Genomic DNA, 13158 nt, shown 5'->3' with positions numbered 1-13158 from the left:
ATTAGTCGTCTCCCGCTGTTTGTGTCCCAACTGCTGGGTCCGGGTCTTTTGGAGAATCGTCGTCGACGACCCGCTTCATCCACGTTCCTCGGAAGAACCAGAGTGCGGTGGTGATGGCTGATGCGATGTATGAGATCGCAACGGCATACCAGACGCCGACGATCCCAACATCAAACCAGACGAGCGCTGCGTATGCGATCGGCAGGCGGAAGAGCCACAACTCCTGTAGCGAAAAGAGCATTGCCGCACGTGTGCTTCCTGCGCCTCTGAACCCTCCGAGAAGCATCTGAAAGACGCCAAGGAAAATGTAGGCTGGCCCAGCGATCATGATGTATGCCGCACCGATCGTCACCACATCCGTCGACTCGCCTGTTGTTTCAATGAAGAATGCAACGATCGCCTCCGCATACGGGATCGCGACTGCCAGCACGAGAATAAACACGCCAACGATAATTCCTGAGCTAAGATACACCGCCCGCTTTGCGCGATCGAACTGGTTTGCACCGATGTTCTGTCCGACAACAGTCTCGGTCCCACGAGCAAGCCCAAGCGCAGGAAGAAACATGAGCGAGGAGAGACGGTTTACGATTCCATATGCAGCAACCGCTTGGTCACCTGCGATCGCAATGATTGCGGTGAGAAGCGCGATTCCGAGCGATCGGAATCCTTGCTCGGTTGCAATCGGGACGCCGATTTCAACGATTTTCGCCACAGTCTCTCGCTGGAGAATGAGGTCTGAAAGCTGTGGTTTGAGTCCAACACGACCACTAAAGAGAATGTAGAGACCAGCCGTTGCTGCTAGGCCGCGGGAAATAACCGTGGCAACGGCAGCACCAGCAACCCCGTACCCTTCAAATCCGGTTGCCGCAAAGAGTGTCTCTCCAAGCGACTCCATCCCAACCCAGCCAAAGACGGGATTGTCAGCAAAGCCAAGAATCAAGAATGGATCAATGACTACATTGATGAGCGCGCTGACTGCCATCAGATACAGCGGTGTCCGTGTATCTCCCCATCCACGAGAGAGTGCGTCAAAAATGAAGAACCAGAACATGAACAACACACCGATAAAGATGATTCTCGTGTACTGTGTCGCCAATGTGTGCGGGTCCGTTCCGGGCGTTGCGCCAACCAGTGAAAGCAGATATGGCGATCCAATATAGCCGATAACCGCAAAGGCTGCTGCGATGAGTGTGACAAACGAAAGCGTCTGTCCGGCAACGTGGTGTGACTGTGTGAGGTTGTTTGCACCTTTATTTTGTGAGATGAGGACCGTTCCTGCAACCGTGAGTCCACCACCAACGCTCACCATCAGAAACACGATCGCCCATGAATACGAGAGCGCTGCAACTGCATCCTCACCGAGACGCCCAACCCAGTAGGTGTCTGCAAGATTGTATGCTACTTGGAGCAGCTGTGAGCCAACGATCGGTGCAGACAGCAGGACAAGCGGCCCTGCAAGCTTTCCATCAGTGACGTTGACGGATCGATCGGTCTCCTTCGATTTACTCATCGACGCCTCCAGCGACTCGTGAGCGTTGCCCGTTACTCACGCGGAGTCACCACTTCCGAATCAACAAAGAGCATCGTTTGGAGGGCAGAGATCAGTTGCGTACAGACGGTTTCGGTATACCAGTCGGTCGAAAGTGTGATTTGACGGGTACGTGCACCATCCAGTGTTGCAATAATCATTGCTGCGAGCGGTTCAACTTCCACATCGTAGAATACACCGTCGCCAATCCCTTCACGGATAATCGATGCAACCGTCTCCCGGAGCAGCTCATCGCTTGCGCGAAGCTGTTCGCTGAACGCTTCGTTGAATGCTGCCTGCGCCCGAAGCTCCAACAGTGCAAGATGAAATGCTGCTCGCTCCTCCTCGTGTGGTTCGATAATAAACCACTCAATAAATGAGAGCAGCCGATCCTGTGGCGATGCATCTTCAGTTACCGCCACTCGATCTTCAAAGTCGTCGAGTAGATGCTCGATAAATGTGACGAGGAGGTCAGCCTTGGTATCATAATGATAATGAAGAAGCGACTTTGATTTGCCAGCCTCGTTTGCAATATCTTGCATTGTGAGGCCGCCATATCCCTGTTTACAGAGGGCCGTGTGCGTGGCCTCCATAATTTTGTCATGTGTCTGTTCGCTCGTCATTGAGTCCTGACTGATCAGTCAGTCAGCGAGCCTAAAAGGAGTTTCGTTCGATCGGTGAAACGGTGACAATAGTGACAAACCGGTCGCTACCGGTTGTCCGTGATTGCTCCGTTGAGGAACTCCTCTGTGAGTTGTGTCAACAGATCATAACCGAGTGCGGCTTCGGCAAGGTCGATCGACTCATCAACAGTGTGTGCTTGTGATAACGACCCAGGTCCCCACGTAATCGCAGGCATGTCTGCATCGTTGATGAAATTCCGCATATCCGTTGCGGCTTCAATTCCCCATGGTTTCGTGTCAGCACCAGCACGGTCCGCTGAGAGCTCACGTGTTCGGACTGCGAGCGGATCGTCAACCGGAATGTCCGATGCAGCATAATGTTGGACTCGCGTCGCCTCGATTGAGAGCGGAATCGAAGCCGCAATCTCATCAAATAGCGCATACACCTCAGCGTCGACCGATTCCAGTGATTCACCCGGCACAATCCGTCGATCGAAAATAAACCGAGCAGTTTCGGGAATGACACCGTAGTTCGATCCCACACCGGACTCAAATTCGGTCACACTTGCAAGCGCGGTCCCACAGAGGCCTGTCCCGCGATTGATGAGCTCTGTATTATACTCCTGAATGGCGTTGAGGACCGGCTCAGCGGATTCGATCGGGTTAACACCCTTCTCCGGATGGCTTGCATGTGTTGCCGCACCGGTGAGTGTCACTTCATAGACGGCAAGTCCTTTTGAACTCGTTGCGGCACGGAACGAAGTTGGCTCAATCACGATCGCATGATCACCATCATAGCCTTGTTCAAGCAGCGTTTTTGTCCCTGGATCGCCGGTTTCTTCGCCCATTGCAGCATGAAATACAAGCGAACCTGGCAGCTCTCCTGTCGAGAGTCGGTCTGCAAACGCAGCCAATAACAGCATCCCGATCGCAAGCCCGGTCTTCATATCTGCACTGCCACGACCATAGAGGCGACCGTCGGAGACGACTCCGTCATACGGGCCGTCTGTCCATGCATCGTGGTCGCCCGGAGGGACAACGTCTGTGTGGCCGTTAATCACAAGTGTTGGCGCACCACTACCAACACGTGCACCGACTTGTGGTCGATCGGGATCCGGTTCTTCGAGCAGTTCGGCAGCGATGTCTCTATCAGTGAACCACTGATGAATGAACTCCGCACACGTGGCTTCCTCTCCGGGGGGGTTTTCGGACGGAATCTGGACTAAGCGAGCAGCCAATGATTCGATCGTGTCGTATTCGAGCGTCATTGCAGTAGCGTAGATTAGTTGCAGCCCGCCGCAAGTGCCTGTTCGAGATCGTGGAGGAGGTCTTCAGTTCCCTCAATCCCGATCGAGAATCGGATCAAACTGTCAGCGATGCCTGCTTTGTCGCGCTCCTCGACTGAAAGGTCTTGGTGCGTCATTACTGCTGGCTGTTCAACAAGGCTCTCGACACCACCGAGACTCTCTGCCAGTTGGAACACCTCAAGCGCTTCAAGTACGGCGATCGTCTCCTCAAGCGTCGCATCGAGTTCGACGCTGACCATTCCACCGAAGTCCGCCATCTGTTCAGCCGCAACCTCGTGGTTGGTATGTGACGCAAGGCCTGGGTAGTAGACGCGATCGACTGCATCATGCTCATCAAGGAACTGTGCAACTGCACGAGCATTTTCGCAGTGTTTCTCCATCCGTGCACCGAGTGTTTTTGCACCGCGGCGCGCGAGGAATGCATCATGTGGGCCAAGGGTTGCGCCTTGGTTGTACTGTATCACCTCAAACTCCGCATCAAGCGCTTTGTCGTTTGTCACAATCGCACCGGCGATCGCATCGGAGTGCCCCGAGACATATTTTGTGAGCGACTCAACAACAACATCAACACCAAGATCAAGCGGCCGTTGGAGTGCTGGTGAAGAGAACGTATTATCAACCCCCATGAGTACGTCATGTTCATCCGCGATCGCTGCGACTGCAGCAATGTCTGTAATCTGCAGCATTGGGTTCGTTGGTGACTCGAGATAGATGAGATCAGTGTTCTCTTCGATCGCATTCGCAACGTTCTCTGTATCTGTTGTATCGACAAACGTCACATCGACACCGAAATCAGAAAAGACACGCGTCAACAGTGTGTGTGACTCTGCATAGAGGGTTTGTCCGGCGACAACATGACTGTCTGCAGACAGAGCGGTGGTAAAGAGCGTGTTGATTGCAGCCATCCCGCTCGCAAAGGTGCGTGCATATTCTCCATTATGGAGATCCGAGACAACGGCGTTGAGTGACTCTCGCGTCGGTTCTTTCATCCGTGAGTACCGATACTCGCTTTTCATCTCTGTTGGAGAGTCGTATCGATACGTTACATTTGCGTAGATTGGTGTAACGAGTGCACCATGTGCATCGTGTTCTCCTTCGCCTGAGTGGACACCATTGGTTGCGAATTGTCGCTTTGTCATCTGTCTCCACGTTCTCGGTAGCCATACAAAGAGCGTACGCATTTCATTTGTCTCAGGCCACGCTGGAACGATCGATACGTTACCTGATTGTCAAAGACATAGTGTTGCTATTCGGGTTCTTGGGCTTCGACTGCTGCGACAGCAGCTAAATTAACGATATCTTTCACATCATCTTCACGCTGGAGCACATGCACTGGCTTTGCCATCCCTGCCAACATTGGGCCAACCGCCTCTGCACCACCGAGCCGCTGGAGCAGTTTGTATGTGATATTACCTGCCTCAAGGTTTGGGAGCACGAGCACATTTGCAGGCTGTTCCAGTGTTGTAAATTCGTATGTTCCCTCAAGCAGTTCTTCGACCACTGCAGTATCTGCTTGCATCTCACCATCAACTGGGAAATCAACGCTCGGGTCGGTTCGTAGCTGTTCGGCTGCACGGCGGGGCTTCCGTGTCCCTTCGTTGTCGACGCTTCCAAAGTCCGAATATGATAAGAGCGCAGCCCGTGGCTCGACATCAAATCGACGCGCAGTCGCTGCAGCATGCCGAGTGATTTCGGCGAGCGTCTCTGCATCAGGATCCTGATTGACTGTTGCGTCCGCAAGGAAGATCACACGATTTTTGAATGTCAACATATAGACTCCTGCAGCGTATTCGACGTCATCTGCAGTCCCAATGACTTGTAACGGTGGTCGCAGTGCAGAGGGATAGTGATGTGTTAATCCAGTTAACATCGCATCTGCATCTCCCTGCTGTACCATCATTGAGGCGAAATAGTTGCTATCCTGAATCCGCTCGGCAGCCTCCCTTCGTGTAATTCCTTTGCGCTGTCGTTGGGTATACAGCGATTCGATATACTTATCATACGGTTCGGCTGTCGGATCTACGATTGTCGGAACGAACGCTAGCCCAAGATCGTCAACCGTCCGCCTGATGTGGGCTGCATTCCCAATCAAAATTGGGTCCGCAATATGACGATCGATGAGCTGATGTGCTGCTCTGATAATTTTCTCGCTGTGACCCTCTGCGAGTGCAATCCGTTTGCGATCGCTTTTTGCTTTGTTCAACACGACACGCATCATCTCTCGTGACTTCCCTAAGCGAGCCTCAAGCTGCTCGACATACCGGTCACGATCGAGTTCTCTCCGAGCAACACCACTAGCAATTGCAGCCTCTGCCACTGCAGGCGCGACTTCGAATAAAACCCGACGGTCCATCGGTTTTGGAATAATATACTCTGGGCCGAATTTGAGCGGTTGGTCACCGTAGGCCTTGCGAACTGCATCAGGCGTGTCTGCTTTTGCAAGCTCGGCCAACGCCTCTGCGGCAGCAACTTTCATCGCTTCATTAATTTTGGTCGCTCGGACGTCGAGCGCCCCACGGAAAATAAACGGGAACCCTAACACATTATTGACCTGATTTGGATAATCCGATCGGCCTGTTGCCATGATGACCGTATCCTTGCGGGCGTTTTTAGCCGCAGTGTACCCAATCTCTGGATCCGGATTTGCCATCGCAAACACGATCGGATCTGCCGCCATCGATCGAATCATCTCCGGGTCAACAATCCCACCAGCAGACAGACCAACGAAGACATCCGCACCGGCAATTGCATCCGCAAGGCCGCCATCCGGAATATCACGAGCAAACTCTTGACTGTATGGATCAAGTTCACCAGCGTCAGCACGGCTGGCAGTGAGAATCCCATCAATATCAACCATCGTAATATTCTCTTTTTGAACCCCAAGAGAGACATAGAACCGAGCGGTTGCGATCGCGGCAGCGCCAGCCCCCGCAAATGTGATCTGTATCGACTTGATATCCTTTTGGGCAATCTCAAGTGCATTCAGTAGAGCTGCCCCAGTAATGATCGCAGTCCCATGCTGATCGTCATGGAAGACTGGAATGTCCATTCGTTGACGCAGCCGCTTTTCGATCGTAAAACACTCCGGTGCAGCAATGTCTTCGAGATTGATACCGCCAAATGTGGGTTCCAACCCAACAACAGACTCAATGAAGGCATCGGTGTCTTTATGACCAATCTCGATATCGAAGACATCAATATCAGCAAATCGCTTAAATAGGACTCCTTTCCCTTCCATAACCGGTTTTGATGCTTGTGGTCCAATGTCACCGAGCCCGAGTACGGCACTCCCGTTTGAAATCACACCAACAAGATTTCCTTTTGCAGTGTAGCGGTACGCATCGTCAGGATTTGCTGCGATCTTGCGGCACGGCTCCGCAACGCCCGGCGAATACGCGAGGCTGAGCTCGCGCTGGGTGTTTGTCGGTTTTGTTGTGGTAACCTCGATCTTGCCCGGTGGCTTCGATTTATGATACTCGAGTGCATCCTCTTCTAGCGTCATAGATATCTCTATTGAGTAACTGAGTAAAAGTGTGTAGACTCGACCAACAGAGTGGAAGTTGTTTCACATAACTGGTCTTATCAGTGGATTCGATTTCAGCTGTGGCAATATTTTGTGTCCTTATATATTGGTTTTATTTCGTGTGTCTCTGTCCGTAAATAGTCATTCGAACACACGAACCAATACTGTAATCACACGTCACGAACTGATAGAAAAGATGCTTTTTGTAGAACTATCGCTTGAGGGGAAATTATATCTTTCAGGACAAATAGATGCAAAGCTACGGAGATTGCTTCCTATACCTTGGCCCCATACATTGTTCGGTCAAGATACGGGGTGTCGTTTCCGGTGAGTCACTTATGTATCGGTTTGAACCAGACGAAATTGACAGAGAACGATCAAATCACCAAGCACTACTACAGGGATGTAAGGGTGATAAATTAGATAGTAAGCGAGTAGGAAACCTTGGAGAAATAGCTTTTGAACGGTTCTGCCGAGAGTATCTTCCTGTTGAGATGTGGACTTGGATGAATGAAGAGGCGATTCGGCGCTGCAATCCAGAGAGTTTCAGTAGCTATGATTTTGAGATCTTCGAGTATGAAGTTGATGTGAAAACATCAAGAGATATCTCAGCTTTTTCACCAGAGTCATTGGTTGAGAATGATTCAGACGACGATATCATTGTGATGGTTTGACATCGTGATAATGAGGATGCTCTTATTCTACTTGGTTGGGAGTGGGTTCATAGCTTGGTAACGAAGGTAAAAATGGACGAGAAGTATTCAGGTGAAACACCTGCCAAGTTGGAGCCGATCTCGCTGAATCCAATGAATGAGTTGATTGATATTGGACCGAACACAGCTCACCTGAATCAGATGCCAGAAAATCCGTCCGTACCTGGCGATCGGGTTGTGAAAAAAGAGGGCCATAGAGGAGACCCTGCTATTGTGATTGAAGTGTTACCACCGGAAGCAGAGACCAGTATTTATGGAAACGCTATGGAAGATGAGGCTGTAAACGTTGCATTCCAGCCACACTTAGAAGAAGGGCCTGGCGACTGGGAAACGATCCATGCTGCGAAACTTGCTTCGTACTGTGATGATCAAGATATTCAGCTGTATTCATACAAGCATTCGAACTTGGAATTTGCTTGAGTGTTTATTCATCTCAAAAGTAGGAATCAGAGGATATAAATAATAATGACTGGATTTTCCGACGGTTTTGGTACTAAGAGACGTAGATTGATGCGTCGTAAGTAACCTTCTATTACGCCGATCGGGGTATCTTTTATAAGCGGGTCGCTCCCGTCTGCGAAATGTGGACTGTCACAAAATGTGATGGGCACTGCAGGATTTGAACCCGCGGCAACTTGGTCCGAAGCCAAGCACTCTGTCCAGACTGAGCTAAGTGCCCGCATTCACATGTAGCGGTCAGATTGGTTATAAGGCCGTCGGTCTGCATCGAGAGTGCGCCACTATACCACGCGATCGACACAAACACAAGATGCGGGTGTTTTATTCGGTTCCCCTGATGAGAGTGGGTATGTCAGAACAGGGGCCACAAGAACAGACGAACGGAGGGGTATGAGTCTCACACAGAAACTCAGTGGGTGCGTTGAACTCACGCGACCGGGCAATGTCGTCGCTGCATCCTTTCTCACATTTATTGGTGCATTTGTTGCGGGTGGGCTCTCCGTTAGTCCGCTGAATGTTGCGCTTGCGATCGCAGCAACTGGACTTGCAACCGGAGCTGGGAATGCGATCAATGATTACTTCGATCGCGAGATTGATGCAGTTAATCGTCCCGATCGGCCAATCCCAAGCGGTCGTGTAAGTCCCCGCGAAACGCTTGTATTCAGCATTGCACTCTTTTTTGGTGCAGTCACTGCGGCACTCTTGCTTCCGATCGAAGCGATTATTATTGCAGTGATCAATCTGCTCGCACTCCTTGCGTACACAGAGCTATTCAAAGGGCTTCCGGGGGTTGGCAACGTTATTGTTGGTTACCTTACAGGGAGTACGTTCCTCTTTGGCGGGGCCGCCGTCGGTGAGCCGTTTGGGGCGATAATATTGTTCTTCCTTGCTGCAATCGCAACCGTCACTCGAGAGATTGTTAAGGACGTCGAAGATATTGATGGAGATCGAAAGGAGAATCTTCGGACGCTACCGATTGTCATTGGCGAGCGACCTGCATTGTGGGTTGGTACCGGTGCAATCGTTCTCGGTGTCGCTGCGAGTGTCATTCCGTATGTAACTGAAACATTTGGCTTGATCTACCTGCTCGCGATTATTCCTGCGGATATTGTGATGTTGTGGGCGACCTATCGATCCTTCAGTGATCCAACAGTTGGACAAAAATATCTCAAAGTGGGGATGCTCCTCGCTGCAGTTGCATTTTTATTAGGGCGACTTGGCGGTGTCTGATGATTGAAAATATAAATATACATCTCCGTCGTAATCAAAAAGAATATTACTGGCTCGGAGTATGTTTTTAACAGCTAATGACTTCCGACGAGATACAACGTCATTTGAGTGGCAGAAGTCGGGAGTGGTATTCACGAGGATCACACAATGTATGATTTAGGTCCCGACCTTGAGACAGAGGTCGAACCAGGCACCAATCTACTCGTCACAGGTCCACCACTGACAGGTAAACGAGCACTGTGTCTTGACATTCTTGCGGCTGGAACTGAACAAAAGAACGGGGCGATCGTCGTGACAACAAAAGACGGTGCAGAGCGAGTGTTGAGCGATTATAAGAAGCGAACAGCGTACCAAGGAAGACCTGTTGCGGTTGTCGACTGTGTCACTCGCCAACAAGGCGTAAATGATGTACTTGATGATGAGCGAATCAAGTACACGTCTTCACCGGTTGATATGACTGGTATTGGAATCAAACTCTCTGAGTTTCTCCAAGCGTTCTACCAAGATCGTGGGATCCAAAAGAACCGGATCATGGTGCATTCACTGTCAACGTTGTTAATGTACTCCGATCTACAGACTGTCTTCCGGTTCCTTCACGTCTTTACTGGACGTATTCAAAGCGTTGGTGGACTTGGCCTGTTCTGCATTGATTCGACAGCACATGACCAACAGACAATGAATACGCTCACACAGCTCTTCGATGGGATCATCACCACCAGTGAAGATGCTGATCCAGATATCCGAATTGCTCGATCGTGACTGGCTTTTAACCTCTGACCTCTGACCTCTGACCTCCGGCCTTTGAGACCGAACAATACGCCACAAACACTTTTTTTCGCTACCGTTGTTGTCTATGTATGCCTGTTTCAGATGCTGCCGGACTGACGGAGATACTTAAAAAACAGACTGTTGCAGTTATTGGTTGTTCAACAACGCCCGGGAAAGCAGCACACGAAGTACCAGCGTACCTCCAGCGACACGGCTATACGATCATTCCGGTCAATCCATATGCGGATGAAATTCTTGGAGTCCCCGCCGTTGAGTCACTAGCAGATATAGATTCGGAGATCGACATTGTTGACGTGTTCCGGCCAAGTGAGGAAGTTGCTGGGATTGTTGACTCAGTTCTTGATCGGCACGAAGCACGTGGTGACGTAGATACTATTTGGCTCCAACTTGGAATTCATGATGACGATGCGGTTGCGAAAGCAGAAGCCGCTGGACTCACTGTTGTAGAAGACCGCTGTATGAAAGTTGAGCACGGACTATTACTTCGATAGCTTGGAGTGCTGATTCACGCCTCACTGTCGGACTATCCTTCCCACTCGTCGTACGATCGATACACTCCTTTCGAGAGGTACCGCTCACTTGAATCTGCAAACACCGTAACAACCGAATCGGATGGTGCATCAATGGATCCGTCAGCGATCCGGTTTGCCACAGATTGTGCAGCTAAACTGTTTGCTGCAGCACTGGAAGCTACAAGCTGGCCTTCCTCAGCCGCAAGCCGTTGCATTTCTTCGTGGATCATGCGATCGGAGAACCGAAGCACTTCATCAACAAGCGTGGGGTCAAATAAGGCGTTTGTTGATGGATCATGCGTTCCGATACCCTCCGTTTTGTACGATCCTTCTTCGACGTCCTTACCAGTGAATGTTGCATAGAGTGAACCTTCCGGCTCGACTGCGGCTACATGGGTTTGTGCATCGTATTCTCGGCCATACTGTGCCATCCCCATGAGTGTCCCTGCAGTCCCACAACCGGCGACGATCGCCCCGACTTCATTTTCAAGCGCCTCATAGACTTCCGGTGCGGTCGTCTCATAGTGCGCGTTAGCGTTTAGTGGGTTCTCAAACTGTTGTGGAACAACTGCGTTCGCAAGCTCTTCGGCAAGCGCATGAGCCCGATCGATCGCATATCCCATTCCCTTCTCAGTTGGTGTATTAATGACCGTTGCACCAAGAGCGCGCATTAATTGCTGTTTCTCAAGACTGAACCGCTCTGGGACAACAAACACAGCCTCCAAATCGAGTTGACCTGCAGCCACCGCGATTCCAATACCCGTATTCCCCGCGGTTGGCTCAATGACGGTCCCACCTGGTTTGAGGGTTCCATCTGCTAACATCTCTTCAAGCATATACTTGCCAATCCGGTCTTTGATACTCGCCCCCGGATTGAACGATTCCAATTTCGCGTAGATCGGAACTCCCGGAGGCCCAGCGTGTACTCGGACGAGCGGCGTTTCGCCGATCGTCTCAAGCACAGAATCGAGTGGCTGCCGATGGGTTGTCATTAGGTAGGCAAATGTTGCCCCTGTTTGTGTACCTTTTCATCGACCCGTTGTCAATAAATACGGAGAGTTATTCGGTGGGGTTGTTTGATTCCTCTGCGTTATCGATCGATGACTCGGTATCAGTGTTGTCCGAATCAGCCTTCTCCGCTTCGGCTTCTGCCTCTAGAATATGAGCTTCAGCAGTGACTGATTCAAGATCAACATCCAACTCTTCGGCGATCGCTTCAATGATTGCTCGCTGTTCAATAATTTCTGCTTCGAGTCTCTGCACCTTTTCACCGGTTGTCTGTACCGTATCTTGGGTATTTTCGACCTGAATCCGGAGTTCGTTCATTCGTTGGTACATCTGCTCTGCGGTATCAGCAATCGATTGAATCTTTTTTGTTGTACTACCGAGTCCCATACTCTCTGATATATGCTCCCCCCTTGTCTTCTTTGTGGGTTGTCGGTGTGTTTTTGCGCTGTCCGCGTAACTGTCACGCATGGATGACCCTTCGATTTTGCTGACAAACGACGATGGTATCGACAGCGTTGGATTCCGTGCCCTCTATGATGCGTTAGATACTGTCGGCTCTGTCACTGCCGTCGCCCCAAAAAACGACCAGAGCGCGGTTGGTCGATCGATGTCACACGAAGTTACACTTGAAGAACACGAACTCGGATACGCAGTTGCTGGAACACCAACAGACTGTGTTGTTGCAGGGCTAGGGTCGCTGTGTCCAGATACCGATATTGTCGTCGCTGGCTGTAATAAAGGTGCAAACATTGGGTCGTACGTACTCGGCCGATCGGGCACTGTGAGTGCTGCAGTTGAGGCCGCATATTTTGATGTGCCAGCGATCGCCGTCTCGATGTATATTCCAGCAAGCGACAATTGGCGTGAACAGGCGACCGACCCGCAAGACTACCGAAATGCGACCGAAGCCGCAACCTATCTGGTTAAACACTCGGTCGATGCAGGCGTATTCGAACAGGTTGATTACCTCAACGTGAATGCACCGCTGTTTAACGGAACGGTGGCACCGATCGAAGTGACAACACCATCTCGGTGGTACAAAATGGGTGCCGAAAAGAACGGCTCAACGGTGGCAATTAAAGACTACATCTGGGAGCAGATGCGAGATGGTACTATCCCTGATCCGGAGGGATACGATCGGCGGGCGATCATGGAAGGTCGAGTGAGTGTATCACCACTCACGGCACCACATACGGCAGAACATCACGAAGCGCTTGATGGGCTTGCTGCGGCGTATAAAGACTGTTAGAACGTCATAGTCGGATTCGGATTATTGAACCCACTGTTGAAATTTGAACCTCGATCGGTTACTGTGTTAACTCCATTCAGAAAGATTGCAGGTCTTATTATTCGGAGCAAAAATGCGCGGGACCGGATTTGAACCGACGCACTCCTATGAGACAGCGTCCTAAGCGCTGCAGTAGGACCAACTTCAATTCCGGCGTATCTCACCGATTCCCTGCCTG

General features: G+C 50.9%; 11 protein-coding genes, 1 tRNA gene and 1 pseudogene. 5 read left to right on the top strand and 8 right to left on the bottom strand.

Translation table 11 applies throughout. The annotated features are described in order from the left end of the window. Position 1 precedes the first annotated feature (1 nt). From AArcSt2_RS09965 to AArcSt2_RS09945, 5 genes are all read right to left on the bottom strand, one after another. Complete coding sequence (locus AArcSt2_RS09965; protein WP_250584288.1) at positions 2-1510, bottom strand: MATE family efflux transporter; 1509 nt, start codon at positions 1508-1510, stop codon at positions 2-4. A gap of 32 nt (positions 1511-1542) precedes the next feature. Then, entirely contained in the window at positions 1543-2151 is a 609-nt protein-coding gene (locus tag AArcSt2_RS09960; protein ID WP_250584286.1) for a TetR/AcrR family transcriptional regulator, read from the bottom strand. Positions 2152-2237: 86 nt separating this feature from the next. Further along, positions 2238-3419 (bottom strand): M20 family metallopeptidase, encoded by a 1182-nt coding sequence (locus tag AArcSt2_RS09955; protein WP_250584284.1) that lies wholly within the window; start codon positions 3417-3419, stop codon positions 2238-2240. A gap of 14 nt (positions 3420-3433) precedes the next feature. Then, positions 3434-4597 carry a trans-sulfuration enzyme family protein gene (locus tag AArcSt2_RS09950; RefSeq protein ID WP_250584282.1) on the bottom strand — a complete coding sequence of 388 codons (1164 nt, stop codon included), beginning with the start codon at positions 4595-4597 and terminating at the stop codon, positions 3434-3436. 107 nt (positions 4598-4704) lie between these two features. Next, positions 4705-6960: an NADP-dependent malic enzyme gene (locus AArcSt2_RS09945; protein ID WP_250584280.1), complete on the bottom strand. Its 2256-nt coding sequence runs from the start codon at positions 6958-6960 to the stop codon at positions 4705-4707. A 359-nt stretch (positions 6961-7319) separates the two neighbouring features. Here AArcSt2_RS09945 and AArcSt2_RS16830 point away from each other — a divergent pair. Beyond that, a pseudogene (locus AArcSt2_RS16830) lies at positions 7320-8111 on the top strand (DUF7961 domain-containing protein); the annotation flags it as partial. A gap of 187 nt (positions 8112-8298) precedes the next feature. On the opposite strand, the gene AArcSt2_RS09935 reads toward AArcSt2_RS16830, so the two are convergent. Then, positions 8299-8373, bottom strand: a tRNA-Arg gene (locus AArcSt2_RS09935). Positions 8374-8543: 170 nt separating this feature from the next. Here AArcSt2_RS09935 and AArcSt2_RS09930 point away from each other — a divergent pair. From AArcSt2_RS09930 to AArcSt2_RS09920, 3 genes are all read left to right on the top strand, one after another. Then, entirely contained in the window at positions 8544-9383 is an 840-nt protein-coding gene (locus tag AArcSt2_RS09930; RefSeq protein ID WP_174653635.1) for a geranylgeranylglycerol-phosphate geranylgeranyltransferase, read from the top strand. Positions 9384-9530: 147 nt separating this feature from the next. Next, the gene (locus AArcSt2_RS09925; protein ID WP_174654609.1) at positions 9531-10142 is read left to right on the top strand and encodes an RAD55 family ATPase; all 612 of its coding nucleotides are present in this window, start codon (positions 9531-9533) and stop codon (positions 10140-10142) included. 98 nt (positions 10143-10240) lie between these two features. Continuing rightward, entirely contained in the window at positions 10241-10663 is a 423-nt protein-coding gene (locus AArcSt2_RS09920; protein ID WP_174653636.1) for a CoA-binding protein, read from the top strand. A gap of 32 nt (positions 10664-10695) precedes the next feature. On the opposite strand, the gene AArcSt2_RS09915 is transcribed toward AArcSt2_RS09920, so the two are convergent. Both AArcSt2_RS09915 and AArcSt2_RS09910 read right to left on the bottom strand, forming a co-directional pair. Further along, entirely contained in the window at positions 10696-11676 is a 981-nt protein-coding gene (locus tag AArcSt2_RS09915) for a PLP-dependent cysteine synthase family protein (protein ID WP_250584278.1), read from the bottom strand. Positions 11677-11743: 67 nt separating this feature from the next. Continuing rightward, positions 11744-12079, bottom strand: a complete 336-nt coding sequence (locus tag AArcSt2_RS09910) for a DUF5798 family protein (RefSeq protein WP_174653638.1) — start codon at positions 12077-12079, stop codon at positions 11744-11746. A gap of 79 nt (positions 12080-12158) precedes the next feature. Between AArcSt2_RS09910 and surE the strand changes: the two genes are divergently transcribed. Beyond that, on the top strand, positions 12159-12941 hold the full coding sequence (surE, locus tag AArcSt2_RS09905) for a 5'/3'-nucleotidase SurE (RefSeq protein WP_250584276.1): 783 nt from the start codon (positions 12159-12161) through the stop codon (positions 12939-12941). The last annotated feature ends 217 nt before the right edge of the window (positions 12942-13158 follow it).

Origin of the sequence: Natronocalculus amylovorans (assembly GCF_023638035.1) — an archaeon.
Taxonomy (GTDB): Archaea; Halobacteriota; Halobacteria; order Halobacteriales; family Haloferacaceae; genus Natronocalculus; species Natronocalculus amylovorans.
This window is presented reverse-complemented; position numbering and strand designations above follow the sequence as displayed.